This is a genomic window from Marinomonas rhodophyticola (assembly GCF_026113935.1).
Classification (GTDB): Bacteria; Pseudomonadota; Gammaproteobacteria; order Pseudomonadales; family Marinomonadaceae; genus Marinomonas; species Marinomonas rhodophyticola.
The window spans coordinates 141233-167784 of sequence record NZ_JAPEUL010000009.1; the positions used below are offsets into that span (position 1 = coordinate 141233).

Annotated in this window: 25 protein-coding genes; 6 read left to right on the forward strand and 19 right to left on the reverse strand. The window is 44.0% G+C overall.

The annotated features are described in order from the left end of the window. Nucleotides 1-115: 115 nt before the first annotated feature. Complete coding sequence (gene ushA, locus ONZ52_RS15035) at nucleotides 116-1723, forward strand: bifunctional UDP-sugar hydrolase/5'-nucleotidase UshA (protein ID WP_265219548.1); 1608 nt, start codon at nucleotides 116-118, stop codon at nucleotides 1721-1723. Nucleotides 1724-1834: 111 nt separating this feature from the next. Here ushA and ONZ52_RS15040 read toward each other — a convergent pair whose 3' ends face one another. The 5 genes from ONZ52_RS15040 to rph form a co-directional block, all read right to left on the reverse strand. Continuing rightward, on the reverse strand, nucleotides 1835-2344 hold the full coding sequence (locus ONZ52_RS15040) for a hypothetical protein (RefSeq protein WP_265219549.1): 510 nt from the start codon (nucleotides 2342-2344) through the stop codon (nucleotides 1835-1837). Between the two features lie 109 nt (nucleotides 2345-2453). Next, nucleotides 2454-4190, reverse strand: a complete 1737-nt coding sequence (locus ONZ52_RS15045) for a sensor domain-containing protein (protein WP_265219550.1) — start codon at nucleotides 4188-4190, stop codon at nucleotides 2454-2456. Then, complete coding sequence (locus ONZ52_RS15050) at nucleotides 4157-4789, reverse strand: hypothetical protein (RefSeq protein ID WP_265219551.1); 633 nt, start codon at nucleotides 4787-4789, stop codon at nucleotides 4157-4159. The genes ONZ52_RS15045 and ONZ52_RS15050 overlap by 34 nt, the downstream gene beginning before the upstream one ends. Nucleotides 4790-4894: 105 nt before the next feature. Beyond that, nucleotides 4895-5686 carry a substrate-binding periplasmic protein gene (locus ONZ52_RS15055; RefSeq protein WP_265219552.1) on the reverse strand — a complete coding sequence of 264 codons (792 nt, stop codon included), beginning with the start codon at nucleotides 5684-5686 and terminating at the stop codon, nucleotides 4895-4897. Nucleotides 5687-5948: 262 nt separating this feature from the next. Then, nucleotides 5949-6668 carry a ribonuclease PH gene (gene rph / locus ONZ52_RS15060; protein ID WP_265219553.1) on the reverse strand — a complete coding sequence of 240 codons (720 nt, stop codon included), beginning with the start codon at nucleotides 6666-6668 and terminating at the stop codon, nucleotides 5949-5951. Nucleotides 6669-6835: 167 nt separating this feature from the next. On the opposite strand from rph, the gene ONZ52_RS15065 reads away from it, so the two are divergent. Next, nucleotides 6836-7702 carry a YicC/YloC family endoribonuclease gene (locus ONZ52_RS15065; protein WP_265219555.1) on the forward strand — a complete coding sequence of 289 codons (867 nt, stop codon included), beginning with the start codon at nucleotides 6836-6838 and terminating at the stop codon, nucleotides 7700-7702. Between the two features lie 86 nt (nucleotides 7703-7788). Here the strand turns inward: ONZ52_RS15065 and ONZ52_RS15070 are convergent, their stop codons facing one another. The 3 genes from ONZ52_RS15070 to ONZ52_RS15080 form a co-directional block, all read right to left on the reverse strand. Then, nucleotides 7789-9003, reverse strand: a complete 1215-nt coding sequence (locus ONZ52_RS15070) for a type II toxin-antitoxin system HipA family toxin (RefSeq protein ID WP_265219556.1) — start codon at nucleotides 9001-9003, stop codon at nucleotides 7789-7791. Further along, nucleotides 8996-9337 (reverse strand): helix-turn-helix domain-containing protein, encoded by a 342-nt coding sequence (locus tag ONZ52_RS15075; RefSeq protein ID WP_265219557.1) that lies wholly within the window; start codon nucleotides 9335-9337, stop codon nucleotides 8996-8998. The genes ONZ52_RS15070 and ONZ52_RS15075 overlap by 8 nt, the downstream gene beginning before the upstream one ends. Nucleotides 9338-9684: 347 nt before the next feature. Further along, nucleotides 9685-10518 carry an ion transporter gene (locus ONZ52_RS15080; RefSeq protein WP_265219558.1) on the reverse strand — a complete coding sequence of 278 codons (834 nt, stop codon included), beginning with the start codon at nucleotides 10516-10518 and terminating at the stop codon, nucleotides 9685-9687. A 253-nt stretch (nucleotides 10519-10771) separates the two neighbouring features. Here ONZ52_RS15080 and ONZ52_RS15085 point away from each other — a divergent pair, with 253 nt between their 5' ends. Further along, nucleotides 10772-10906 (forward strand): entericidin EcnAB, encoded by a 135-nt coding sequence (locus tag ONZ52_RS15085; RefSeq protein ID WP_111605904.1) that lies wholly within the window; start codon nucleotides 10772-10774, stop codon nucleotides 10904-10906. 100 nt (nucleotides 10907-11006) lie between these two features. Here ONZ52_RS15085 and ONZ52_RS15090 read toward each other — a convergent pair whose 3' ends face one another. From ONZ52_RS15090 to ONZ52_RS15140, 11 genes are all read right to left on the reverse strand, one after another. Next, nucleotides 11007-12563, reverse strand: coding sequence for an RNA/DNA-binding domain-containing protein (locus tag ONZ52_RS15090; protein ID WP_265219559.1), 1557 nt, complete (start codon nucleotides 12561-12563; stop codon nucleotides 11007-11009). A 3-nt stretch (nucleotides 12564-12566) separates the two neighbouring features. After that, nucleotides 12567-13589: a virulence RhuM family protein gene (locus ONZ52_RS15095; protein WP_265219561.1), complete on the reverse strand. Its 1023-nt coding sequence runs from the start codon at nucleotides 13587-13589 to the stop codon at nucleotides 12567-12569. Nucleotides 13590-13614: 25 nt separating this feature from the next. Next, the gene (locus ONZ52_RS15100) at nucleotides 13615-15969 is read right to left on the reverse strand and encodes a restriction endonuclease-like protein (RefSeq protein WP_265219562.1); all 2355 of its coding nucleotides are present in this window, start codon (nucleotides 15967-15969) and stop codon (nucleotides 13615-13617) included. A 37-nt stretch (nucleotides 15970-16006) separates the two neighbouring features. After that, on the reverse strand, nucleotides 16007-17923 hold the full coding sequence (locus ONZ52_RS15105) for an McrB family protein (protein WP_265219563.1): 1917 nt from the start codon (nucleotides 17921-17923) through the stop codon (nucleotides 16007-16009). Between the two features lie 9 nt (nucleotides 17924-17932). Next, nucleotides 17933-19186 (reverse strand): DNA cytosine methyltransferase, encoded by a 1254-nt coding sequence (locus ONZ52_RS15110; protein ID WP_265219564.1) that lies wholly within the window; start codon nucleotides 19184-19186, stop codon nucleotides 17933-17935. Nucleotides 19187-19574: 388 nt separating this feature from the next. Beyond that, complete coding sequence (locus ONZ52_RS15115; protein ID WP_265219565.1) at nucleotides 19575-19880, reverse strand: hypothetical protein; 306 nt, start codon at nucleotides 19878-19880, stop codon at nucleotides 19575-19577. Between the two features lie 196 nt (nucleotides 19881-20076). After that, the gene (locus ONZ52_RS15120; protein ID WP_265219566.1) at nucleotides 20077-21327 is read right to left on the reverse strand and encodes a type II toxin-antitoxin system HipA family toxin; all 1251 of its coding nucleotides are present in this window, start codon (nucleotides 21325-21327) and stop codon (nucleotides 20077-20079) included. Beyond that, nucleotides 21324-21629, reverse strand: a complete 306-nt coding sequence (locus tag ONZ52_RS15125; RefSeq protein ID WP_265219567.1) for a transcriptional regulator — start codon at nucleotides 21627-21629, stop codon at nucleotides 21324-21326. The genes ONZ52_RS15120 and ONZ52_RS15125 overlap by 4 nt, the downstream gene beginning before the upstream one ends. A 206-nt stretch (nucleotides 21630-21835) precedes the next feature. Beyond that, complete coding sequence (locus ONZ52_RS15130) at nucleotides 21836-23128, reverse strand: type II toxin-antitoxin system HipA family toxin (RefSeq protein ID WP_265219568.1); 1293 nt, start codon at nucleotides 23126-23128, stop codon at nucleotides 21836-21838. Beyond that, nucleotides 23118-23414 (reverse strand): helix-turn-helix domain-containing protein, encoded by a 297-nt coding sequence (locus ONZ52_RS15135; RefSeq protein ID WP_265219569.1) that lies wholly within the window; start codon nucleotides 23412-23414, stop codon nucleotides 23118-23120. The genes ONZ52_RS15130 and ONZ52_RS15135 overlap by 11 nt, the downstream gene beginning before the upstream one ends. Nucleotides 23415-23525: 111 nt before the next feature. Beyond that, a complete protein-coding gene (locus ONZ52_RS15140) occupies nucleotides 23526-24413 on the reverse strand; it encodes a LysR family transcriptional regulator (RefSeq protein WP_265219570.1) in 888 nt (295 codons plus the stop codon). 96 nt (nucleotides 24414-24509) lie between these two features. Here ONZ52_RS15140 and ONZ52_RS15145 point away from each other — a divergent pair, with 96 nt between their 5' ends. The 3 genes from ONZ52_RS15145 to ONZ52_RS15155 all read left to right on the forward strand — a co-directional run bounded on the left by ONZ52_RS15145 (nucleotide 24510) and on the right by ONZ52_RS15155 (nucleotide 26529). Beyond that, nucleotides 24510-24827: a DMT family transporter gene (locus tag ONZ52_RS15145; protein WP_265219571.1), complete on the forward strand. Its 318-nt coding sequence runs from the start codon at nucleotides 24510-24512 to the stop codon at nucleotides 24825-24827. Between the two features lie 80 nt (nucleotides 24828-24907). Beyond that, on the forward strand, nucleotides 24908-25837 hold the full coding sequence (locus ONZ52_RS15150; protein ID WP_265219572.1) for a LysR family transcriptional regulator: 930 nt from the start codon (nucleotides 24908-24910) through the stop codon (nucleotides 25835-25837). 74 nt (nucleotides 25838-25911) lie between these two features. After that, on the forward strand, nucleotides 25912-26529 hold the full coding sequence (locus ONZ52_RS15155; RefSeq protein ID WP_265219573.1) for a LysE family translocator: 618 nt from the start codon (nucleotides 25912-25914) through the stop codon (nucleotides 26527-26529). Nucleotides 26530-26552 lie beyond the last annotated feature (23 nt).

The following is a 26552-nucleotide window of genomic DNA, read 5'->3' on the forward strand; positions in this document are numbered from 1 at the left end:
TCATAAATATGAGATACATTTTAAAAACTGTAATCAAAAAAGCGACATACTAAGTGGCATTTGATTATCTCGAATCAAAGTAATATCGACTTATATCATGTAAAGGAATCAAACCATGAAATTAAACCAGCGTTTTATCACGCATATTGCGGTAACTGGCGTCGCCCTATCTTTGACGGCCTGCTCTATGATGGGACCGCAAAAGCCCGACTGGAAAGAAGACAAAGAATACAAAGTCACCATATTACACACCAATGACCATCATGGTCGTTTTTGGCAAAACAGTAACGGCGAATACGGCATGGCCGCTCGCAAAACTTTGATCGATAATATTCGTGAAGAAGTCGTATTAGACAATGGTAATTCCTTACTGCTGTCTGGTGGTGATATCAATACTGGCGTTCCTGAATCTGACTTACAAGACGCTGAGCCTGACTTCCGCGGCATGAATATGTTGAAATACGATGCCATGGCATTGGGTAATCATGAATTCGATAACCCACTTTCTGTCTTGAAAAAGCAACAAGAATGGGCGGGCTTTCCTTTCCTTTCAGCCAATATTTTAGATGCAAAAACAGGCAAACCACTGTTTGACGCCTATAAAATATTTCAAGTTGACGATTTAAAAATTGCGGTTGTGGGCTTCACCACGGACGATACCGTGAAACTGGGCAACCCTGAGTTCCTTGAAGGCATCAAAATTGAGTCGCCAATTAGCGTTGCCAAAACCCTGATTCCTGAACTGCGCAAGAAAGCAGATCTCGTTGTTGCAGTGACCCACATGGGGCATTACCAAGACGGCAACTACGGTGGTAACGCACCAGGTGATGTCACTCTAGCTCGCACTGTTCCAGGGATCGATGTCATTGTCGGTGGTCACTCTCAAAATCCTTTGTTCCAACCAGACGAACAAAATGGCACCCTTATTTTACAAGCCCACGAATGGGGTAAATACGTAGGCCGTCTAGACTTTGTCTACAAAAATGGCGCCATCGTTTGGTCTGAATACAAACTGATCCCTGTGAACTTGAAGAAAAAAGTCACCACAGCAGATGGCAAATCTGAGCGTGTTTTCATTGAACAAGAAATCCCTCAAGACCCAACGATGCTGGCGATGCTAACGCCTTTCCAAGAAAAAGGGGAGAAAGGGATCAACGTGGAAGTCGGTTCCTCTAATGCAGACTTCGTCGGTGATCGAGATAAAGTGCGTAGTCAAGAAACCAACCTAGGTAACTTGATCGCCTTGGCAATGAAACAAAAAGTGAACGCTGACATTGGTATCATGAACTCTGGTGGTATTCGCGACAACCTAGAAAAAGGCATTGTTACCTACAAGAGCGTATTGAAAGTACAACCTTTCGGTAACATGGTGTCTTATGTTGATTTCAGCGCCACTGAACTAACTGATTACCTTTCTGCTGCCGCAGCAAAAGAAGCAGGTACTGGGGCATTTGCTCAATTTGACGGTGTTTCTTTGACACTAAAAGACGGTAAAGCAACCAACATCATGGTGGCAGGCAAAGCACTGGATATGAATAAGACTTATCGCGTTGCTGTAAACAACTACACAGCTTCAGGTGGTGATGGTTACCCTAAAATTTCTGATCATCCAAACTACGTAAACTCAGGTTATGTGGATGCCGATGTGTTAGTAGAATACATCCAAAAGAATTCACCATTGGATGGCGCGAAATTTGCTCCAACAGGCGCGGTGAAACGTTAATTGCAATGATTTAGTCACCTCACTTAGGTGACTAAAAAGCCCAATAGACAGTAGGCTACTGTCTATTGGGGCTTTTTTATTGGTCATTCTCAGTCAACTGCCGGATTTCCACTACTGCTTTTGATAAGACAAAGACCAAGTTAAAGGTGTTGGTAGTTTTTCAGACTCTAATTTGACAGTAAATAATAGCTCGTTGTCGCTGACTTGTTGCCATGTGTTCGTTCGCTTACCACGCTCAGACTCAAGTACTAGAATCACCGCATCGGTGGTTTGCTGGTAAGTACCTGATATCTCGACACCCTCTTCGTCTTTCTTAATCACTTCGCCACTGGCATTCACTGGTATCGTATCCGCATCAAGCGCATCACACTGCCACTGAAACCGCTCGGTTTGCCAACCTAATACCCATTGCTGACACACCTGCGTCTGTTTCTGTAATACAGGCCGCGCTAAGGCACGAATGAAGAAATTCATTTCCTGTGCTACGTTTTCCACCGCTTCATCCAGTTTCGCTTGCGTATTATCTGCGTCTTGCAACCGCCAGGTTCCCTCCAAACTCAATGCTTGCACACCAGAACTGACTACTATGCTCAATACACTAACACCGATCAATTTATTCACCTTGCTTCTCCTTATTTTTATTGTGAATAGATCATCGCAGAGTGTAAGAGACTTGTAAGGCGCAAAAACGCTCACAATAACTAACATTTAGCGCCAAAAATCAGCACAACTAAGCATCTTGGCACTCAAGGGGAAACACCTCGTTATCTTTTAGGTATAAGGTAGCCAGATCGACTTTGACAGGCTTCGAAAAATAATACCCTTGGTAACGCGTACAATCTATGCGCTCTAAAATCTGTTTCTCAACAAGACTTTCAACCCCTTCTGCTAATACAGACAAATTCATATGCTCGGCCATAGACACTATGGTGTTAACGATCACATGGCTATTAGGGTCAGTCGATAAATCGCGTATAAACGTCTGATCAATCTTCAGTTGATTGAGCGGAAAATGCTGTAAATATCGTAAAGAAGAATACCCCGTGCCAAAGTCATCAACAGAAAAACGAATGCCATATTCTTTCAAACGCCACATTTTTTCTGCCACCGAGGCAATGTTTTCCACCAGCATCCCCTCTGTGATTTCCAGATCGAGCAGGCTCGGATCCACTTGCGTCGTTTCTATTACCGCTACCACTGTACTTACAAAGTCTTCTTGCGCAAACTGATAAGGACTAATATTCACCGCCACACCTTCAAATGACGAAGGAAGCCCCATATCTTGCCAAACTTTCAGTTGGCGACAAGCATTTTCAAGCACCCAACGCCCAATTTCATAGATCAAACCAATTTCTTCTGCCACAGGAATGAAACGCGCCGGTGACACAAAACCAAGCTCAGGATGATACCAACGTAACAAGGCTTCATAACCGATTAACTCACCAAGTTTATTCACTTGGGGCTGATAAACTAAATAGAACTCTTCGTTATGAATGGCGCCATGTAAGGCTTTTTCTAATATAGCAAGATCCGTAATTTGCTGGAGCATTTCTTGGCGGTAAAAACGAAAACCATTGCGGCCCTTTTTCTTCGCCTCGTACATAGCGGTATCCGCTTGTCGAAGAATCTGAGAATCACAGGCATCCCCGAAGGGAAACAAACTGATGCCAATACTCGCAGAGATAAATATATCGGTCTGTTCTAAGCGAAACACTTTAGACAACTGTAACAGTAAGACTTCTGCAAGAATCGTTGCCCTGTGCTGCGCCTCATCATGGTCATTAGCGAGCACAGGCAATAAGAGTACAAACTCATCACCACCAATCCGTACAGCAATATCCGACTCGGATAAACAAGACACTATACGCCTAGCAGCTTCGATCAGAAGGGCATCACCAACATGATGTCCCATTGAATCATTCACATTTTTAAAGCGATCTAAATCAATAAACACTAAACCGCCAACTTGGCCGGTACTACGCGCCTCCGAAATCACCTTATCCAAATGCTGATTCAAAAAGCGTCTATTAGGCAAATTAGTCAAAGCGTCGTAATACGCTAAAAACTTGACCTGTTCTTGATCCTTTTTACGCTGCGTAATGTCACGGAAAGACGCTAAAAAGCGCGCTTCTTCATCCAAATAGATGATGTTTGCACACACTTCGACGGGAAAATGCTCCCCATTGCTACGATGATATTCTGCTTCAAATATCTTAGGGTCGCCTTGAGCACTTTTGGCCCAGTCTTGCAACAAACTGGGCGTTTGTTCTGGATCTATGTCTTGGATATTTAACGTAAGTAATTTAGGCGCGTCATACATCAACAAACGACAGGTTTCATGGTTACAATCGAGTATTTCGCCCTTCAAATTTGTCAGCAACATACACTCACTGGATTGATGCAAAACCGCTTTAAAATACGCTTCTCGTTTGGCTAATTCACTTTCAACTTTTTTCGTTTGTGCCAAAGTGCGGTGATGGTACGAGCCAATATCCCCAGCTCATCTTCCCGAGACGTTTGTTTGAATTGCAATTGCGCAGGGTCGTTTTCTGCTTTTTCTAATAGGCTAAGCTGCCCAATTAATCGTGACAGAGGATGGGAGATCTGTACATAAAACAGCATAAACATCGCCGCACCAAGCAACATAGCCGACAATAACGATGTGCCGATTAAGCGAAAACTACGGCGAATAAAGCCATTGGTCACAGTGCCACTGTCTATGGTGACAACAATGGTTCCGACCTCTAAATCATTATTACGCCTTAAATTTAAACGAAAAAATTTCGGTAAATCGCTAAAAATGTGTTCCGACAACCAGCGAGATGATAAAGGCTCCAGGGGGCGATAAGTACTTGCCAACTCATAGCCCAAATCGTCTTCTAAGCGCGCCGTATGAAAACTATTCGAACGCATTAGACCAGTCAGCACTTTTTTCGCCAAGGTTTCATCCAATGAATACGCGGCTTCCGTTGCCGCATTTTCAACAATTTGCAGCGTTGACATCACCTGCTTCTGAATGGTGGACTTTTCATCCTGCCAATCAAAAAACACTTGAAAGGAACTCATCAACAAACTCAACAATAACAAAAGCACCAGAAGCCCACTTGGCTTGCTGATAAGAAAGGCGTTTACGCAAAGCTAACATAATCCCTCACCGTTTATAGCGCGAACTTAAGGCGCAAAAAATAGCCCGTATTGCTTAAAAATTTCTTCCCTTTTGCCGCTTCGATCGAGTTCTTTCAAACCTTCATTTAATGTATCACGCCACTTTTGAGCATCAGGATAACGTTTACTAAAACAGACTGTATAGTGATCCAATCCCAACCCCTTCACGTCATAAAAACTTAGCCTATCAGCAACGCCCATTTGCTGAGCTTCAAACAGGACGCTGTCACGCTCCGTCATGAAAATATCTTGATTACGCCGTAAGATCAGATTAATCCCTTGCTCTAACCCAGTAACAGAAGAATACGGAATGTTCGCATCCTGCAATATATTAGTTTGTGACCAACCATTCACCGCCGCCACATCAAACCTTGTCAGTATATCTAGACTGGTATTTTCAACATCTAGATACCCTAAACGAGTGACAAATGCGCTCATAGATTCACTCAAAGGCATAGAGAAATAGGCAAATTTCTCTCGCACAGGCACCTTACGGCAAGACACAGCACCTAATACTAGGCCTTCCTCAACATCGCGCATTACCCGTTTCCATGGTCGCAACTCAATACGAACAGAAACACCTTGCGTCGCATAAGCGGCTCGCAATATATCAACGTCCGAACCATAAACAGCGCCAGCATCTGGAAAGTTAGCGGACGGCGGTAAAATAGAAGCGTCAATAATACGTGGCGGCAAGTGGACGGTGTGCAATACAATCTCTTCTGCGTAGCTACGCAACGAAAATGCCGCCAAAACAATAGATGCGCTATAAATCAGAATCCGAGAAATTCTTCTCAAGCCCCCTCCTATCATGCAATTTCGGTCAAAAATCGTCCTAACTTTGGTCAAATATCACCTATAACGCTGTATCACTCAAGCAGTATCCATAATTCATGCTCAGTTTATTGGCAAAAAATAAACCAACATGCATAAAAAGTCACAAAGAGCGTATTAAGAGTCTCTGGCAGAAATACAGATAGAAAATCTATAGGCAAAAAAAATCTAGCCGAAGCTAGATTTTTAGAAATACAGAGAGCCAAGCTTGGCTTAGCCTCTCGACTTATTTATCAAACAAAGCAGCACGCTGAATTTCCATGATTTCAGCGATGCCTTTTCGCGCCACGGCCAACATGCCCATCATGTGCTCATCACTAAAGGCTTCCCCTTCTGCCGTACCTTGGATCTCGATGAACCCACCTTTATCGTTCATGATTACATTCATATCGGTTTCGGCATTGGAGTCTTCTGGGTAATCCAAATCCAATACAGGCACACCTTGATAAACCCCCACAGAGATCGCAGCAATTTGTGACACAATCGGGTTTTGTTTCACCTTCTTATTTTCCACTAAATAGCGCATCGCATCCGCCAACGCCACAAAACCACCAGTAATAGACGCCGTACGAGTACCGCCGTCAGCCTGAATCACATCACAGTCAATCGTGATGGTGTTCTCGCCCAATTTTTTAAGATCCACCGCCGCACGCAAAGAGCGACCAATAAGACGCTGAATTTCTACCGTGCGACCACCTTGTTTACCACGTGCCGCTTCACGATCCATGCGGCTATGAGTAGAACGAGGCAACATACCGTATTCAGCCGTAATCCAACCTTGACCCTTGCCTTTCAAAAAACGCGGCACACCAGAAACCACCGTGGCAGTACAAATCACTTTCGTGTCACCACACTCAATCAGCACAGAACCTTCCGCATGCTTCGTAAAATTACGAGTAATTTTAAGGGGACGTAACTGATCGGCTTGTCTTCCACTTGGACGCATACTTCTCTCTCTGTCGATTAACTAGGATAAAAGCGCAATTATAATGATCTCGGATAAAATTTCGCCCCCAGCGTCGGCAAAACATGACATTTCGCAAGCCTGTTGAAGCCCAGCCCATTGCGCTACAATGTTGCCTTTCATAATTCATCACCATCAAAGGACTCAACATGACAGCAAGCATGACTGCTTTCTCACGCCAAGAAGCCGTATACGATTGGGGGACCATCAGCTGGGAAGTGCGCTCCGTTAACCAGCGCTACCTAGAGCCAAGCTTTCGTCTACCAGAAAACTTTCGTGAGCTTGAGTTTTCTTTCCGTGATGTGCTGCGTAAAAAAATCAACCGCGGAAAACTAGAATGCCAACTGCGCTTCCAAGGCGTCGACAAAGCGGCCACCAACCTGACGATTAACCCAAGTAACGCCCAAGCCTTGGCAAACGCCATCGAAACCCTAGGCACTTGGTTCAAAGACCTCGACCCAGCGAACCCACTCGATATCTTAAAATGGCCTGGTATTCTCAGTGACGAAGGCAATGATTTTGAGATGATGAAAAAAGCCGTCGTCGAACTCTTTAATCAGTCTGTTGACGAACTGATTCAAGTACGACTACGCGAAGGGGCACAGCTAAAAGACATCATCGAACAGCGCCTAGACGCCATCGATGCCATCGTTGTCGAAGTACAAGCCAAACTGCCCACCATCATCGCCGCGCAGAAACAAAACCTACTCGACAAACTGGAAGCGGCTAAAGTCGACCTCGACCCCATGCGTGTCGAAGCGGAAATCGTCCTACTGGCACAAAAAGCCGACGTGGCCGAAGAGCTTGACCGTCTCGCGACTCACACCAAAGAAGTGCGCCGTCAGCTGCAACAAAAAGGCCCCATCGGCCGCCGCCTCGACTTCCTAATGCAAGAACTCAACCGCGAAGCCAACACCCTATCGTCAAAATCCATTGTGGTAGAAACAACGAATAGCGCCGTGGAATTGAAGGTTTTGATTGAGCAAATGAGAGAACAGATCCAAAACATAGAATAAGCTCTTGGGTAAAAATTACCCGTCCAAGAATGTCTTAACCCAATATGACCGATGCCCCTACATTTCTGTACGGGTCGATTCCCATTTTAGCGCAGTGGTATACTTCGTAAGTGCAGCTCAATGGCTTCGATCATCGATTTAGTCAGCGGTAAATGCGCTTTTTCTTTCGCCCATATTTCATGGAAACCTGCCACGGTTTGCTTGGCGGTATCCAACACCAATTTCTCTGGCAACATGGCTTTAGCGGCTAAGTGTGATAATTCATCCAGCGTGAAGTCACTGAACTTTTTGCTACGGCTCACCTTCAACGAGGCGCTATCGTCAGGGATATAGGGAATGGTCGAGACAAAGTCATAGGCAGGCGCAATGGATGCTGTGCGCTTGTCTTTATAAATCACAGACCAATTCTTCAAATGCATATCGGCATTGCCAATGAGGGTATTGAACACCAATCTGCGCGTAAATTCGGCAATGTCTTCGTCTTGACCTTCGATGCCGATAACCTGAGCAATATTCCGCATACTGGCTTTTTTGTATTTATCTTGAGGATAGACACCAAACACTTGTGCAAAGTCCTCAATATGTATCGCTTGGCCATCAACACGATCAAAGCGCTTAATCACAAACGCACTGTCACCATATTTGCCAATCCCATTCGGAATATTCGCTATCTGCTCAATGGGGAGTAGCTGAGTCTCTGGCACATCCATGCCCAGCATTCTAGCCAATTCCATCATCGAATATTCATTTTCTGGCACAGCGTCAAATCGAGACGACGGTAATTTCACTATCCAAGAACCACCTTTACCCGTAGCTGGGATGGTCAAACCGCCGTTTGCCTGTTGTACGGCTGAAAACTTCAACTGTACACCCGCTAATGAAAAACGCATTGGAACATCTATTTTCGTTTCATCGTCAATGTCTTGCTGTACATTAGGCGGCAGCGCTTCGCCATCAGCAGGTTCAATCGTGATCGCACCTGCTAAATCTTGTCCTAACACCCACAATAGAAAAAATTCCCGCGCTGGATTTACACCGGCACGCTCTGCCAAGTAATAACGCATGGTTTCTTCTGGCAAAAGGTTAGAGAAAAACGGAGTTAACTTGGTTTGGGTCGGTTTAAAGTGAGTCAGCAAGCCGCCTAGCGAATCTTTAAAGCCAAGCCCTAACACTGGCCGCGATTCCTCATAAATGTACGAATCCATAAAAGCAAAAAGCGTTCTGTCATTGCCCACGTTGGTGATCGTCGCGATGGGTTCACCGTAGAGCAACACGTTAAGCGTAGAGACATTGTTAGTCATCGTCGTCTTCCTCTAGCTGATATGCAGGCGGTATTGACTCAGCTTCATCGTTGATGCCGTTATTGTTTGGCCCGTTATGATAAGTATCTTGGCTACTTCGAATGATCGACTTGATCGCAGGAATAGACTTTTTAGGCGCGACAAATAGCTCTAAGTCTAGTACACGGGCAAGCGCAATCAGACTCGACATTCTTAGATCAACGCCACCAGACTCGATTTTCGAAATATGGCTTTGCGGTACACCCGAACGCGCGCTCAGCTCTCTCTGGCTAAAGCCCTTACGCTCCCGAGCGTCTCGAAGGCTTTGCAGTATTTGCTCTGTTACATAGCTCACATTGATATGCCTTAATGCATCACTGAAGAAAATTTATATATAAAAACATATCAATTCACGCCACAGAGCACAAGACAATTATCCATAATGATAGATCAAACAATAAGTTTTGATATGTCAATATAGATCAACAGTAACCGTCTTGCCCACTTATCCTAGGCTACCAACAAACTGGTACCCGCATAGAAGAAAGAGACCTATTGAAGAAGTGATTTATACTCGGCAGGAAGGTTGCAACACTTTTATGCGCGTAAAAATGCGATATTTCACACTTTTACGCGCATAAAAGTGTGAAATGAGAATGGATGCTCGCCTGTATTCCATTGCTCACTATCGAGACTTCGTCATTATTCCCTTGGTTTGTTCATGTCTTGGCGCAGAGCTTGTAATTCCTGTTGAAGCTGCTGCATTTGCTCTAGTAACTGTTGCTGGGTAGCCTTTTCCGCGTCTATCTCGTCTTTGATTTCATCGTCGTGCATGGTTTGCACGGCGTTGACGATGACGGCGATAAAGAGGTTCAGCATGGTGAAGGTGGCGATCAGGATAAAAGGCACAAAGAATGCCCAAGCATAGGGGAATTCTTCCATCACTGGCCGCGCGATGCCCATGGACCAGCTTTCTAAGGTCATCACTTGGAACAAGGTATACAGGGAAGCGCCTAAGCTGCCAAACCAGTCAGGAAAGGCCTCACCAAACAACTTGGTGACCATCACCGCCGCCACGTAATACACCAGCCCCAACACCATGGCGATGGACAACATGCCATTTAGAGATTTGATTAACGCTCCGACAATTTTTCGCATCGACGGAACAAACGTTAATACGCGCAACACACGCAAGACTCGAAGTGCACGCAATACCGCAAACGGCCCACTGGCAGGGACTAAGGCGATACCCACAACAATGAAGTCGAACACATTCCAACCATCTTTAAAGAATGCGAAACGATGCACCACCAAACGAATCCCCAGCTCAATCACAAACACCACCAGAATCGCCTTGTCTAAGGCCATTAAAAATGGGCCAACGTTTGCCATTACCTCTGCCGAGGTTTCTAATCCGAGTATCACCGCATTGATTAGAATTAACGCCAACAAACTACGCTGTATCGTCGAATTTTCAATAAACGTCTTGAGACGCTGACGAAGAGAATTCGTTGGAACCACCGATGTACTGGGCATGCGCCACCTCAATGCTAGATTATCCCAAGAGTGGGTTAAATTGACGCCATTCTATGCCAGAGCTAGGATAGGTCAATCTCTTTTGATGTAAATACATGGGGCTGTTTAAGGATTTTTCCATAAGATTTTCAGTCAGAAAGAAAGCGCAAAAATCGGTAAAACCCTTTATCCTAAGTTAAATCAAAATAGTGAGTCGTTCTTTACAAAACTTTTTGGTAGTGTGTAAAGACTCCAAACAAAAAGAGGTTTGAACATGAAGTTTCCATTATTAGTCATTGCCGTAACACTGGCGTTAGCTGGCTGCGCAAATACTTGGGAAGGCGTGAAAGAAGACTCATCAAAAGCCTACGAGAGCACAAAAGAAACGATTCATAAAGCAACGGAATAAACCGTTCTTTTAAGTAATAGCCGCATTTTAAATGCCCGCTTCTACGCATGGCAGAAGCGGGCATTTTTCACATACAAAGCCTTTCAGTAAAGCGTTTTCTCTATTTAGAAACAAGCTTCTTACCTAGCTCAGTTAAGCGATATTTTTGCAAACGGCTTTTGGGTTTGTCTGGGACAGTCATTTCAATTAAGCCCTGTTGAATCGCCGCTTGTTGGTAATATTCCCTAAAGTGTTTTTCATCTTTCAAACCCAATACGACCATCAATTCCGACCGACCCATTTCACCATGTAGCATCGTTAATAGACGTCTAACTTCGGGGGTAACTTCGGGGGTGACTTCGGGGGTGACTTCGGGGGTGACTTCGGGGGTGACTTGCGGGGTCGTTTTTTCAACCTCAGTAAATCCCTCATGAATAGGCAAACGAATTAAGAAATAGCTGCGATCTTCATCGGTTTCAAAAACGGGTGTCGGTGAGGCATTGGCATTCATTACACGCAATATTTTAGGAACACCAGTAGAGCGTCCCTCGGTTAAATCCAGCTCTTTTAAAAACTCACCAATGCGACGATTACGATAACGCCGGCTCACCGCCTTACCTGCCTGTAAATCAGCCAATCGGATAGATCTATCAGGACCAGGGAAACTCAAAACAACCAGCTCTTTAGCATCGATACGAATTTCAATTGGCTCTCGTATTTCATAAGAACGATGATAGACCGCATTCACCACCGCTTCTTCGATAGCCGCTAACGGATAATTCCAAAAACGCTCGGCTTCTGGTCGGTCTGGGTGCTTAATAACCGCCTCTTTGAGGTAATTCCGGCCAATATAATCCAAAGCATCGCTCGTAATACGACCAAGTGGGCCTTTGAATATTTTCTCTTCAAAGCGGTCACCACCAGCGCCATCGGGGAAATACACCACATCAATCTGAGTAGCGGGGAAAAACTGATCCGGTTGCTCATTAAAAAATAATAAACCCACATTTTTCGGAAAAGCCATCTCCGCAGGCCCGCCAACCACATTCATACGACGACCCAAGGCTTCGATGTCCAGCTCACGAGCCTCGTTAGCTAACTCACTGTTAATGTCGTGCAAAAAATCGCGAATCAGATAGGGAGAAAGATCATTCAGTGTGGCGGTTTGTCTATAACGGTCATCAAAGGGAACCGTTGCTGCTAAGCTCAATAACTCTCGTTCATTTTCCCCAGAGGCTTTCACCGTACTGGTATGCTTACGCAGATAATAAGCCCAGTCACTTTTCTTGCCACTTAAGCTGGTTTTGGCTTTATAAGGCCGCGATTCTCCACCCGGCGCCCATAACACCAAAATGGTTTTTCCTTGGATCTCGTAAGTCGCCGTTAACGGATGAAAATGTGGCGCTATAGCGGAGTGACCAAGGTTCAATAACTCTTTTTGAATGGCATCGATTTGCGCAGACTCTACACCAACAGGAGGCAGCTTAGGTTGTCCATTCTCTTCTGCAACACCAATGACCACATAGCCGCCACCCAAGTTATGAAAATCGTTGGCGAAAGCGCATAAGGTATGCAAAACCACTTCAGGATTCCAACCTTCCTTGTACTCAATACGCTCACTTTCAACAGTACGCCGGCGCAGTAAATCGTCAATATTTATGGGAAGTTTAGGCGTCATGTTTTACTTATCCCCCGATCCTTCACTCTCAACCTTTTTGATCATCTTATCGAAGTCACTTTCAAATAAACGATCCTGTACGACTCGATACTTCTCAAATTCTGATTCCGCAAAGTCTTTGGCGATTTTCGCACGGATCGATCCGGCATTAGTCAAAATATCTCTATCATCAAACTCTAAGAACATATCCAACCGCTTCGACCAATCTTCCATCGTCATGGGAATATTGCGTCTTGCACGACTTTCCGCTAAATCAAGATACGCGTTGACGATCAGCCCTAACGACTGAAGCTCATCCTGACTGAGATAGTTTTTAGCTACGCCCACATCGGTTTTTAACACCTTTCCTTCTGGTCCTTTCGCCCAATGAGTCAGCCCCATATTTGGCTTACTGCTATCGGCTCTCGCTTTGATCAACTCGGCGGCAGTCTGTCCATGAATCGCAAAATGCAGTTTGTTTTGCACTGTCGCAAAAAAGGATTGAGTCGTTGGCGCATTTTTATTGTAATCAACACTGGTTGCGTAAATATCGGTGATCTTCTGATAAAAACGTCGTTCAGAAAGGCGAATTTCACGAATTTCTTCCAGCAAGCGCTCAAAGTAATCTTCACCCAGAAAGCTTCCGTTCTCCATGCGCTCTTTATCGATCACATAACCCTTGATAGAAAACTCTCGCAATACCTGAGTCGCCCACTGACGGAACTGAGTCGCTCGCACAGAATTCACGCGATAACCGACAGAGATAATGGCGTCTAGATTGTAATGCTGCGTATTATAATTTTTACCGTCAGAAGCAGTTATCCGGAATTTCCGGATAACTGCTTCTTCATTGAGTTCGGCTGATTGAAATATATTTTTGAAATGCTCACTGACCGTTCGCACATCAACATCGAACAGCTCAGCAATCAGCTTTTGGGAAAGCCAAATAGTGTCTTCTTCATAACGGGCCTCAATGCTCTGCTCACCAGATTGACCAGTAAAAATCAAAAACTCAGCCGTACTATTACGGATTAACTTGGTGGTCATGGCACATCCTTAACATGATTTAACTTTACCAACTCAGATCAAATTCAGCATAGAGTTGCAAGTCATCCTTAACATCGTCCCAATGCGCAAACTGCGACAAATACTCCGCTTTGGTCAGTTTGAATTGGAAGCTCTCAACGTATGGTTTTTCTATCTCTGCACTAAGAGCAATTGGCGAGCCAACGAATTCAAATAGCCAATAATGACGGTTATCAGTGCTTTCCTTGCCTGTTAAGCTTCTATCAATATCATGCCTTGGTAAAAGTTTTACATTTGCAACACGATATAAGTATTTACCAACTTGATGCTCCGTATTTTTTTCACGAACAGTAACAATGACATAACGGATTTCACGAACGATGTTTCTATGTACGTTTTGCCGATTAGTCGCTACAAGTTGCGTGTGATATCCCTGTAGCTTTCCTGTTCTCGCTTTTTCTAGATAGTCATCGTCACGTTCTATTTCATTAATGGGGGCAATCATAGTTAACCCATTGTGCCTCACGGTATTTACTCCATAAGGCGTGATACGCGCAGCATCTTCCACAAAATAGTAATCGTTTGATGGAATCTTTGGATAAGCAAACTCGGCTTTTCTATCGCAAAGTTTTTGCGTTAAATAATCGCGCAACCAATGATTATGTGAAACCTCAGAATCTTTACTAGGCAACAAGGCAAATGCCCCGATACCAATCTCTTTAATAGCCTCTTCGTAAGGATTTACTTGGTCTTTTTGGTTATCAAAAAAACCAGGGTATAAGGCAAAAGCACCCATAACAGGGCGACTTTTTAATGGTGACTCATACTCAAAACGATGCTGATGAATAATAGCGTCTCGGTATCGATGCATCTGATTAAGAGCATCCTCGGGGACACCATCTTTGTCTTTGAATTGTTGTGTATCAATGCGATATTTAGCATCGAATAAAATAAAAAATGACTCTTTATTCGCCAAAGTAATACGAAGCACAATATCTGGGCGTTGCTTAGCGAGCCATGTTCGATTAGTTATGCCGCTTGGCGTAAAAGAAGGTTCATGAGCAAGCTCTACTGTCATACTGTCGCTTTCTCGAAAGAACACAAAGGCTGCTGCCATTTCATCATCTGGAAGCTGTTTTTCGAATTGCACTTGTTTCAAATGATTAAGCGTTCGCTCTTTCTCTATAAACCCTAAACTCTTAACAATGGACATTACCTCAATAAAACACCAAACCTCATAGATATCCGCCACTGACTTGATCGATAACTGAGATTCGCCATTGTCTTGATTGAGGTAATGTTTCAATTGCTGCCAGACTTTATACACCTTTGAATAACCAGCGCCTTGTTGCAAGACTTTGGAATCAGAACTGAGACCTTCAAATGTTCCAATTTCACGCCAAAGCTGGTGCTGACTCACTTTACCAATTTGCTGTCGCCACCGTTTTAGGACAAGTAAGAAGGACTCAGATACTTTGGTTTCTTTTTCATTGTCAATATTCTGGATCAATTGCGCTAAGTTCGTCTTGATGCGCTTTAACACCATTTTTATAAAACGGTTTTCTGGTGTGTCTACATGTAGACGTTTGTAACCGATACGCATTCGTCTAGTTGAACGCTTCTCTGCAATTAATTCTTTTGCCAGCTCTTGCTGCTTAGCGGTTACTTTTTTATTGATACGGTCTAATTTTTGGTCTTTATCAAACGACTGCAAACGGTTATGAGGTGCGTTGATGATTCGCTTCAACCCCTGATTCAGCTCTGTGACTAAACGCTCAAATTGAGCTAACCAAAACAACTCAAACTTTTCTGGCTGCTTGTGTGATTTCCCCTGAGACTGTGTCGTTTTTCCGCTGATGGCATAGCGCCAAAAAGGATAAATCTCGTCTATCTTCTGATTCATTAGCCCGAGATCTTCGTTCATCACCATCTTTGTCGCAAAAATAGTGAACTGAACAGGCACTGACTTTCTACCGTCATTCGTTTCGTAATTAATATGGAAAACACACTTCCCTACATCATTACCAAAGTTCAACATGGCCTGTAAGGTGTTTCGTCTTGGGCTTGGACTAAAGCTATCTTCAATTAAACGATACTTATGGCTAACAGATGGTGAGTTCTTCAGCACATGCGAGGAAAATTCAATATCAAACCAATATTGACGATTTTCAAAAAAGAAAGGTTGAGTCAGTTCAGTTAACTTATCGTCATCGCCTGAATTATCCTGAGCTAGGTTTCCATCAATCAATACCGCAATGCTTTCACCATCTGGTAGAGGAACGCCTCGCTGCAAGTACGTGCGTTCTAGCTTAGAACGCGGTGAGCGCAAACTTTCACAAGAGACATACAACTCGAAGTCATCATGTTTAAAATAAAGGGTTTCACGTGTGTTTTTCGCCATTCCTTAACTACCATCCGAATCACATTTTGCGGTCTAATTAAGGCCAAAAAGACGTAAAGCCATTCGTTAATTGCTTTTGCATCCGTTCAATCTTTGGTCGAGAACGACAAGGTGTTGTAAGAACGTGTTCAGGACTTCCCTGTTTCTCACGTAATAAATCCGGTCGTGTTGTTTTCCATATAGTCGCTAATTGTGCTTCTAGTGTAGTAGACAGTTGTACCAGTACATTGTTGCCTGAATTACTGGTCAGTTTATCTTCATCACCCTCTATGCGTGGCAACACTTTACACATTAGGAAGTCATCGAATACAGCCGCTAATTCCACATCATTTTTTGGCGCAAAGCTTATAACAGACAAACATAATTCATTGAATGCGCGGAATGCCAATTCAAACGGGGTATTTTTTAATACACCATTAACAGCATTAAAGAAGGTTTTAGTTTTGCTTGCGTCACTATCTGCTTCCACCGACTCAAACAAGGCCATGGTCGCTTGACTATGAATAGGGTAACTCAGCGTTTTGGCTTTTACGTCAGACTCAAAAAACGCATTAATATCGTTTGGAAAGAATTCACCAAAATCGAAGGTTAAGGCTCGGTCGATCACTTTACGGGAAAAGCCATGAGTGGTTTCGTCCATGTTCACCGTACCTGCGACAATCAGGTTAAACGGAATCGCAATCCCATGCGTTAAGAAATACTGCCAAATGTCATTCTCACGTGACTCAGACAAATCCAACCCTAAATCTTTAGCAAGCAATTCTGAAGGTTTAGAGTCTTCACCTACATCAATATCTTTATCCAATGCACGGAAAAGTTCACCTTTGATCAGCGGATCACATTCATAAATGTAATCTCGATCACTACCTTCTAGCGTTTTTGGATCGTTCCAGCAGCGCGTTTCAAGAATGGATAAATAGTCAGAAAAGTACTGCTCAACAGGTGCAAGATTCATTTCATCAAGACACAACCAAAAAGGACGAATGTCATTTAATGGTTTGCCGCGCCAGTCAGAAGGCAAATCCTTATCAAATTCAATTTCATCTATTACTTCTTTCCACGCTTGCACTATGAAACGCAGCACATCGGTAGCCACATACTCAGGTTTCTTCCCAAGACGTGAAACATAACCCAATAAATCGCTGGGTTCATGCCAATCAGGACGAACAGGGACTAAACAATAATTATCCCCTCTCCCTCTTTTCGATGCTGCGGCCTGCTCCCGTACAAAGCGAGTTTTACCTGTACCAGATATGCCAGCTAAGAGCAGAAAGGGTTTGGATAAACCAACAAAACTTAATGAAGCATCACTTCTAACTGTTAAATTTTCTGTTTTCGCAACACTATATGCCTCATAAACATTCTTATAGGTTATTGGGTTTTGACAAAGGTCATATACGAGTCTTCCAAATATACTAGATGATGCATCTGGTAAGTTAATTTCTTTTAATATTACGGAACCAAAGCAATCTCTTGATCCTCTTGGTTTACCTTGATCGTTAATTAATCGTTTGGAACCTAGCCTGAATGTTGAATCATCCTTATCCAAAAACTTTGAGAAAAGGTCCAAATCATTTTCTGAGTCAAAATGATTACTTAATTCTTTATTAGCTCGAATGTTATTTTTTATTTGCTCTGAATTACCTAGAAGACTGTTAGCATAGGGTCTTAGATTTTCATATATCTCAAAATACTTAAACAACTCACTTGCAAACTCATACATTTCGCTAGCAAAAACAAAATATTGATTAGGAATCAATGCATAATTGGCAGGTTTATCGTCCGACTCTCTATCCGTAATTGCAAATGACGTGTAAGTATCAAAGCCATACCCAATAGAACCAAGCTGCTTATATAGCTCCCTTTTTTGGCCAGAAGTTAATTTATAGTCAAAAAGTTTAGCGTTATTAACTAAAGGATGTTCTAACTGTATTTCATCAAGTTTTCTTAACATATTATTCCTTTATTCTATGTGTGAAACGATGCACTCTGCCAACGCCCTTACTACATTAACTGTAACACTGTTACCAAATTGCTTATAAGCTTGGACTGTAGAATCACTATACTCAAACTCATCAGGAAAACCCTGTAATCTTGCAGCTTCTCTAGGGCTGACTTTTCTTGGGTTTTTGCCATGCTGTTCAATTAAAACCTCACTGCCATCTTTGTAATACCTAGCAGATAGAGTATTTGTGTAAGGAGAATCTTCGTTAACAATCCCATATCCAAAACCTTTACCATTGATCTTATTCTGCATCTTTCGTCTTTGATGCCCTTCCCACAATCGATCAGAAATAGTTAGCTTTGGGTTAGGATTGGCTTCTAATATGTCTCCAACTCTTGTATCAGACTCCATCGACTCTGGATAATCAAAATTGTCAATCTCACCATCTTTCCAAAGTATAATATAAATTCTTTGTCTATTCTGAGGTACGCCAAAGTCTATTGATTTCAATACCATTGATTTGGCTAGATTCTGAATCTCTTTGGTACTGCCGTTTTCAATAATACTCTTAGGGATATTACAGCTGTAACCGATGTTTGTAAGTGTTTTTAAAATAACTTTAAGTGTATGACCTTTATCGTGGCTTATTAGCCCTTTTACATTCTCCAAAACTGCAAAACGTGGGTTCTTCTCTTCAATAATTCTGGCTATATCATGAAATAGAGTCCCTCGAGTATCTTCAATGCCAAGCTTTAAACCCGCATGAGAAAAGGGCTGACAAGGAAACCCAGCAAGTAAAACATCATGGTCTGGAATAGATTCAGGAGAAATGAGAGTGATATCACCAAACGGGAATTCACCATGATTCTTTTTATATGTAAGCTGTGCATGTTTATCAAATTCTGAAGAAAAAACACAAGTGCCACCAGCTTGTTGAAAGCCCAGTCTTACTCCACCGATACCAGCGAACAAATCAATAAATCGAAATGATGCGTTTTCTAGTGGTTTAAGTTTTAAATGACCAAACACCTCATTAAAAAAGCTTTTTCTATCTTTAAGCAATCCGTTAAGACTTAAAGAAAACTCAATATCAATTCGGAGCTGATTAGGATCGACCTGCGTATTGTCACAATAAAACTGGCTGTCTGTCGCAATCGCATGAACCCACTGGTCTACAACCGCTTGTACTTCCGTGCCCTCCGGTGTGTGCTCTAAGACTAAGGGCCTGATGAATTCTTCCACTTGCTGAAGTACACTGGTCTCACTTTTCATTATTTATTACTACTAAAAATTCTTGATGAATGGCTTTAAAACAAAGCATTTTGAAAACTCTGTATAACCAATTGTGTTTTTTATGACTTAGGACTACCAAGCCCCTGCTCATCGGCCATATGGGTAAACCGGCGACAGACCAACATGATCGCCTGATCGCACATTAAGTCAGCTAGGGCTAACATTGCCTACATGCAATGTACTAAAACAGAGCCAGACGCAATAATACGCCAACCAAAGCCGGATTTTTATAAAAACCGAGAATCTTATCAACTGATGATAAATGAGCAAGCCTAATGTAAGATTTTGCGAAAGAACACTGACTAAATGCCGAAGTCCACATAGCGCTCAAAGAAGAAGATGGCGCTACAATCCACTCTAGGGGTAATCACTGCATTTCTCTCACAAATCCAATCATCGCGCTTGACTCTTCGGATTTGAAAAGATCAGCAACTTTATGATCCGTATAGATTTCTGGATAAGCTTCATCCCCTTCGTTAATCGCTTTGCACACCGTGTAACGAGGGCTATCAGGGTCTTCTCGTTGGACTTTGTCTTTGTGTTCCACCCACAGTGTGTAGTATTGATCCTTCACTCGAAAATAGAACGAGGGACAAGTGTCATTCTCATAGCTGCAATCTTTTAACGTCACGGGTAGTTCGCTTGACTTAAAACCCAGTTCAAATCGGCTCATTATCTCTCCTTAAAACACCAATACACTGTATATAAAAACAGTATAAATGTTTTGAGTACTTTTGCTAACTTTTTGTAACTCTCACAACGCGCTATATGATCTATTCTGTCTATCGCTTAGCAGCGCATCACCATAGAGAGGTAGTCATGTCGAAATTCTCTCACTTTTTCGACATAAAAAGAGCAAGTTCTATAACTCAAACATTAAACGCTTCTTGCTTAGCAAGCTGTTCGCTGCGGCGGATGCCGAGCTGGTTGGCGATGCTTTGCCAGTGTTTCACGGCACCTAGCACTTCATCGTAGATGCGGGTCGCTTCGTCGCGGTCTAGGCGGAAGAAGTCGATCACGTCGAATGCTAGACGGTAGTCAAGTTCATTAGACACATCAGTGATGTTTAGGTGCAACCCTTGCTTACCAACGATGGGGTTCAGGTCATAAGCGGGTGATAGTTTCCAGCCTTTATGTGTCAGTAAGAATCCGTGATTTCTTAAATGATCGTCTGTATTAGACACCGCGATGTTAAACACAATTCTGCGCCATAGTTGGGCTAGGTCGGTTTTGGTTTGCGATCCGCTGGTTGTTAAGAATTCTGCAATTTCTAAATAGCTTGCTCCGTCTGAATGCTCCCCATCGTAGTATTGTAGCTGTGTCATGGCGGAGGAAAAATGCACTCGCTGCGTGCCGATTCGGTCAAACCGTTTGGTGATAAAAGTATGATGTTCAGAGGAATATCGACGAATTTCACTGGGAAACATATCTACGCCAGCGGCTTGAGCCAGTTCGTAGCAGACCATTTCCCAAGCCCCCACATCGAAAGCATCACTTTGATTGGGAAATTTGGCAATCCAAAGGTGATCATTCTCGTCCGTCACGCACGCTTTTGGTCGAGCACCGCCTAAAGATGAGCCAGGAGAAATCAACATTTTTAGCCAGCGATAATATTCATCGCTCTCAATATTGTCGTCTTTTTCTATTTGGAGAGCGGCATATTCCAACTCTCGTAGAGAGGCCATAGGCGGTGCAGCAAACTCGCTGTTGTTATCTAAAAAGTCTGTCGAACCAGCGAGTTTAAAGCGAATCCCGCCCATTCGATAAGAGTCATGTACACCTAATAAATAGTCTAATTCAGTGAGTCGACTCGTTGTCCGTAAGCCTTTATTAAATTCAATGGCGGCTCGTCGCTGCATGAGAATGCGACCCCAACGATCCGGCGATGAATCCAAAAATGCGCGGAAGTTTTTATCAGGTGAATCGTTATACAGTTCACCATCATGAAGCGTTAGTAGTGGATCTATCTGCAAGCGATAATCCGATGTTAGAAAGGCTTTATCGTAAGCAAAGCTAAACACACCACCTCGGCTGCTTTCTGCGAACGTCAGCTGCCCCAATAACAAAGGCGGGTCGATAGGCATCCAATGAGCATAAACATCCACCACTCGACGGCTCATTTCCTGCCCTCCAGTAACTTAATGTTTTGCAGCTTAACACCTACTTCGTCATGGGCTGCCAGTGTCGAGAAATTGTCCTCCATACCAAGCACGGCCATGACTTTAATATAAGTGCCAATCGCCACACCCGGATCACCCGCAAAGACTTTGTTCACTGTTTTGTTATCAAACCCTGTGCGGTCACAAATCAATTGCTTGGTAAAGCCTCGCCGTTTAGCCGCCAACAACAAATCTTCACCGAACACACGCAAGACCTTGAGTTGTTTAGGAAATAACACTCGATGCATATCTCTCTTGGGCATTTTGTTTATCCCTATTTAAAAGTAGGACTGTATTCCTATATTTTTGACTGTTATGGGAATATAGTCCTATAAAGAACAAAAATCAATGTACAAGAAAACACCTCTAATTTCATAAAACTGGTACTGTATTCCCATATTTAAGTCTATTATGGTAATACAGTCCTATCTTGATAAGCCTTTCTGTACAGTCAAGATTTCGTATCGGTTCATTCCCCCAACAAGCCTTTATTATCTTGCCAACAAGCATCCAGTTGTTTCTCAATCAAGCGCACGGTATCGGGTTTCACGCCCAGTGATAAAGCGGTTCTACGAAAATCCGAGAGAGATTCTATGATTTCTTCTATCGCTTGTTGAGCTTGTGCCCAGCTCGCAAAACTGGCGCTGGAGGCGAGTTTTTGAATGACTTTTAAGGGCGGTTGCTTGCCATAGCCCATAAACGAAGTGGCTTGTTCGCCAAATGGGTGTGGGCTAAAGGTGACATCGTAAAAGGGTGCTGGCAGCCAAGCGCCTTTGTCGTCTTGTAAGAAGCCCCAATTTTTACTGTGGTCGTCTTGGTTACAGGCAAATAAGTTAAACATGGCACGACGAAATTGCATTTGCCCAACCATAGGCGACTTACAAAGGTGGCGGCTCAACTTGATTAAGTCTTCGTAGTCTAAACTAGGCTCTCGAAAGTCAGCGTCTAATAAACCACAAGCACTGTGCATATGCAGACGCCCCAACGTTCCTTTTTTGTTTAGCACTCTGTCGAAGCGTTTTAAAGCCAACCAATGGCTGGCACCGGACTTCTCTGGCGCTTCGATGAGTTTCCATTCCTGTGGTTGCAACCCTGCTTTTGCTGCTAATGAAAGGTAAGCAGCTTCACATAAGCCTTCTTCATGGCCCAGTGCTAAATTTTTTGAGGTGAACTTTACTAACCAAGCTTCGTCATTTTTCTGGGCTTGGGTCCGCCACTGAGTTGGTTGGTTTGGGTCAAGATACACTTGCGCTTTTGGTCTTGCGCCACCTGAACTACCTGCAGCGACTAAAGCGGACAATACCGCTTCTGTTTGCCCATCGAATAAGCTTTGCGCTTCTAGGCCAAGCATATGAATATCGATATTGGAATCATCGTATTGTTTGAAGTCTGACTCAGGGCTGAATGAGAGCGCGCCCATGGCCGAATCCCCTACAAACGCCAGCCTGTCCATGGCTGTAATTTGTGCAGGTAAAATATCATGCTGACGAAACACTCTGTCTTGTAACAACAACCCCCAACCATCGGGTAAGCTATCGCCAAACACGCCATGAATGCCGTGGTGAGGCGCTTTTGGTGCCCGCTGTAAGTCTGTATTAGGCTTAAGAGTAATCGGCGATAAGTTTCCAAATTGCTGAAGATAGTCAGCCTTGTACTGAAAAAAAACGCCTTGTTGATTTTGCGCCAATACACCAACATCTATCCTTTCTCCTGTTGATAAAGTGCGCTGAACAAGCAGTTTTTGAATGGGTTTAAAAGCCATCTTTCAGCACCTCTTCAATGGACGTCGGCATGCTGGATTGATTATTTTCTGTATTTTGAGTCAACGCAAAGAGCCGCGACAGTTCATCTAGGCTTTGCCAAAGCAGTAATAACTGACGAAAGGAAATCTGCCCTGTCAGTTCGAACTTTTTAATAGTAGGCGCGGGCACGCCACTGCGAGCGGCTAATGCATCACGAGACAGTTTTTCTTGCTCTCGCCGCTTACGAAGATGCGCCGCAAAAGCGTGCTGTACGTCGCTGTCATCCAGTAATAGGAAATGACTCATAGAAACAACCATCCATAAAAAAATAGATACAGTAGTGTCTATTTTAGTCTAATTTTAGGTTTTTTGGACATTATTATGTCTATTTTATAATTTCTTATTCTTTTTCTTTGTCTAACGCTCAGCAGAAAAGGCGTTTTTTAAGGCATCAAACAGCCATTGATGGGCGGGGCCACGTAAGGCGCCTTTTTTGCAGACTAGGTCAACGGGGACAGACCAGGGTTTGTGGTCGAAGGCGACGTCTATTTTTTGTAATAAGCCGGTGTGCACAAAGGGTTGCACCAAGGACAAAGGCAGGTAAGCCCAGCCGATTTGTTGTTTCACTAAGGCCAAGACACTGTAGTTGCTTGAGCACCACCAAGCGTTTGGTGTCATGCTAATGAGCACTTGTGATTCTCGCTTTTGCTGCCCTCTGACGGCAATTTGCCGATAGGGCATGAGGTCTGATTCGGATAGTCGTCGCAGGGCCGCTAAGGGAAAATCAGCATGGCACACAGCGACAAAGTCCACACTGCCCACGTAGCAAAAATCCACTTGTTTGTTGGCTTCTACTTCTGAAAACATCACACCGATGTCAACGTTGCCATCCGCCACCGTTGCGATAATGTCAGGAGAGGCCAACGACATCAGGTCAATTTCGACATGAGGGAAGGCTTGTGCAAATAAGGCCAAGATGGTGCTTAAATACGGTGTTAACAGAGCGTCGTCGACGGCGATCGTTAAGGCGCCTTCTTCATGGCGGGTAATGGATTCGGCAATCTTTTCGAATTCATGGGACTGAGCTAACAAGGCTTTCGCACTGCGCAGTAAGCGCTCCCCTTCTGGCGTGAGTTTAGGGCTGCGGGAGGTTCGATCAAACAATTCAACGCCCAAGTCTATTTCTAAATTGTTAATCCCATGACTGACCGCTGACTGCACTTTGCCGAGTTTTCTCGCGCAGGCGGAAAAGGAACCCAGCTCGGCAGATAACACCAACATATTAATTTGTTCTAGACTCAACATATGAATTTTTTCGATGGTTATTAACTTTTAAATATCATAATTATTGATAGTCTAGCCTGCAAATAACGTTGTCTTCAACATATTAAGGAGTAAGGCATGAGTTGGGTGTATTTGTTGTTGGCTGGATTAACGGAAATCGGCTGGCCCGTCGGGCTAAAAATGGCGCAGTCTGGTGGCTCAAAAGTATTGGGCATCGCCATGGCGATTGGTTTTATGGCGGTGAGTGGTACTTTGCTTTGGTTGGCGCAAAAAGACATCCCCATGGGGACCGCCTATGCCGTGTGGACAGGAATCGGCGCATCAGGCACTTTTTTGGTGGGCATTTGGTTTTATGGCGATGCCACGTCTTTACTGCGTTATATGGGAGTATTGTTGATTATTCTCGGTGTGGTGGTGTTGAAGTTTGCCCATTAAGCGGGACGATGCGCCTTGCGTTATGATGGGTAAAGCCGAAAAATACGCCAAACACTTTGCCAGCCTGTGAGCATAACGACATGATTCATCGTATTAACCTAAATTTGTTGCGTTCGTTAAAGGTGCTACTGGAAGAGCGCCACGTTAGCCACGCGGCCGATAAACTGAATCTGACACAATCGGCGGTGAGCCGCCAACTCAGCCAACTCAGAAGCCTGTTTGCTGATCCCTTGCTCATTCGCGAAGGCAATACGCTGATTCCTACACCCAAGGCGTTGCAGCTGCAAACGAAGCTGGCCCTTTGGTTTCTGGAGTTGGATGATTTGCTAGTGGAAGAGGCGTTCGAGCCAGCAAAGTGGCATGGCGAGTTTGTGCTCTCGTCCAGCGACTATGTGGCGCAGTATATTTTGCCTGATATTGTCGAGGCATTGGCGATACAAGCCCCTAACCTCTCGCTGCAATATCGCTTATGGCAACCAGATTTATTGCCTTTGCTTGCCACCTCCGATATTCAGTTGGCGTCGAGCATGTCGCCAACACAACCAGAAGGCGTGTCTTCTGTTCAAATAGGCGAAGACGCTCCCGTTTGTGTGATGAGTGAGGCTCACCCTTTGGCAACGCAGGACACTCTGAGCATTACCGATCTACTCGCCTATGCTCATATTAAAGTGATCGGTGGTGGCGACAAGGACAGTTACGTAGATGAGGCATTAGCCAAGCTAGAAAAGCCTCGCCGCTTTGCGCTGAAAGTGCCATTTTTCTATGCGGCAGCGCAATCACTGTGTCAAAGTCAGCATCTTTTGGTGATTCCTGAACACATTGCTCGAAATTTAAAAAACCACTTTTCTCTGATCTATAAACCGCTTCCCATCACGACACCACGTCATAAGTACTGGCTGATTTGGCATGCAAAGTATGATAACGACCCTTCTCACCTGTGGATGAGAAGTCTCGTTTTGCAGGTGATGTCGAAAGCCGCTTATTCTATTGGCTATGATTCAAAATCATAAGCACCATGAGAAAAGATGATTTCATATAATACCAAGAGCTTGCTAGTCTGCTCCCATCATAAAGGAGCACGCGTATGTCACTGTCTATTTGGTTTTCCCTGTTTACCATTTGTTTGCTTGGTGCTATGTCGCCAGGCCCGAGCCTCGCAATAGTCATCAAGCACAGTCTAGCCGGCGGCCGAGCAAACGGTTTGGCCACGTCTTGTAATTTCCACGCGACAGGCATTGGCTTATACGCGCTGATCTCCATGCTTGGCTTGGCGGTGATTTTCCATCAACTGCCTTTACTGTTTCTGATCATCAGTTACGCGGGGGCAGCGTATTTGGCCTACCTTGGCTTTAATGCCCTGCGCTCCAACGGCGGCATTGCAGCTAAGTTAGAATCAGGCACTCGCGTTAGCCTGTTTCAGTCTGCTAAAGAAGGTTTTCTGGTCTCGATTTTAAGCCCCAAAATCGCCCTATTCTTTGCGGCGTTATTCAGCCCTTTTGTGGCCGAAGTCCATCAGATCAGTGGAAAAATGCTCATGGTGGCGACACCTTGGCTGGTGGATGGCCTTTGGTACACCTTGATTGCGTGTCTGTTATCGAATGCGCGTTTCTTAGAGAAGTTGCGCAGCAAAGCCATGTGGATTGATCGCCTATCTGGCTTGGCGTTAATTTTCTTGGCGCTGTATATTCTCACGACGGTTTAAACGAACCATGACGTAGCGCTCTG

Excerpts from the sequence above, each read along its gene's own strand:
- ushA (WP_265219548.1), top strand. The coding sequence starts at position 116 with ATGAAATTAAACCAGCGTTTTATCACGCATATTGCGGTAACTGGCGTC.
- ONZ52_RS15050 (WP_265219551.1), bottom strand. The coding sequence starts at position 4,789 with ATGAGTTCCTTTCAAGTGTTTTTTGATTGGCAGGATGAAAAGTCCACC.
- rph (WP_265219553.1), bottom strand. The coding sequence starts at position 6,668 with ATGCGTCCAAGTGGAAGACAAGCCGATCAGTTACGTCCCCTTAAAATT.
- ONZ52_RS15065 (WP_265219555.1), top strand. The coding sequence starts at position 6,836 with ATGACAGCAAGCATGACTGCTTTCTCACGCCAAGAAGCCGTATACGAT.
- ONZ52_RS15070 (WP_265219556.1), bottom strand. The coding sequence starts at position 9,003 with ATGACTAACAATGTCTCTACGCTTAACGTGTTGCTCTACGGTGAACCC.
- ONZ52_RS15080 (WP_265219558.1), bottom strand. The coding sequence starts at position 10,518 with ATGCCCAGTACATCGGTGGTTCCAACGAATTCTCTTCGTCAGCGTCTC.
- ONZ52_RS15085 (WP_111605904.1), top strand. The coding sequence starts at position 10,772 with ATGAAGTTTCCATTATTAGTCATTGCCGTAACACTGGCGTTAGCTGGC.
- ONZ52_RS15090 (WP_265219559.1), bottom strand. The coding sequence starts at position 12,563 with ATGACGCCTAAACTTCCCATAAATATTGACGATTTACTGCGCCGGCGT.
- ONZ52_RS15095 (WP_265219561.1), bottom strand. The coding sequence starts at position 13,589 with ATGACCACCAAGTTAATCCGTAATAGTACGGCTGAGTTTTTGATTTTT.
- ONZ52_RS15100 (WP_265219562.1), bottom strand. The coding sequence starts at position 15,969 with ATGGCGAAAAACACACGTGAAACCCTTTATTTTAAACATGATGACTTC.
- ONZ52_RS15105 (WP_265219563.1), bottom strand. The coding sequence starts at position 17,923 with ATGTTAAGAAAACTTGATGAAATACAGTTAGAACATCCTTTAGTTAAT.
- ONZ52_RS15110 (WP_265219564.1), bottom strand. The coding sequence starts at position 19,186 with ATGAAAAGTGAGACCAGTGTACTTCAGCAAGTGGAAGAATTCATCAGG.
- ONZ52_RS15115 (WP_265219565.1), bottom strand. The coding sequence starts at position 19,880 with ATGAGCCGATTTGAACTGGGTTTTAAGTCAAGCGAACTACCCGTGACG.
- ONZ52_RS15120 (WP_265219566.1), bottom strand. The coding sequence starts at position 21,327 with ATGAGCCGTCGAGTGGTGGATGTTTATGCTCATTGGATGCCTATCGAC.
- ONZ52_RS15125 (WP_265219567.1), bottom strand. The coding sequence starts at position 21,629 with ATGCCCAAGAGAGATATGCATCGAGTGTTATTTCCTAAACAACTCAAG.
- ONZ52_RS15130 (WP_265219568.1), bottom strand. The coding sequence starts at position 23,128 with ATGGCTTTTAAACCCATTCAAAAACTGCTTGTTCAGCGCACTTTATCA.
- ONZ52_RS15135 (WP_265219569.1), bottom strand. The coding sequence starts at position 23,414 with ATGAGTCATTTCCTATTACTGGATGACAGCGACGTACAGCACGCTTTT.
- ONZ52_RS15140 (WP_265219570.1), bottom strand. The coding sequence starts at position 24,413 with ATGTTGAGTCTAGAACAAATTAATATGTTGGTGTTATCTGCCGAGCTG.
- ONZ52_RS15145 (WP_265219571.1), top strand. The coding sequence starts at position 24,510 with ATGAGTTGGGTGTATTTGTTGTTGGCTGGATTAACGGAAATCGGCTGG.
- ONZ52_RS15150 (WP_265219572.1), top strand. The coding sequence starts at position 24,908 with ATGATTCATCGTATTAACCTAAATTTGTTGCGTTCGTTAAAGGTGCTA.
- ONZ52_RS15155 (WP_265219573.1), top strand. The coding sequence starts at position 25,912 with ATGTCACTGTCTATTTGGTTTTCCCTGTTTACCATTTGTTTGCTTGGT.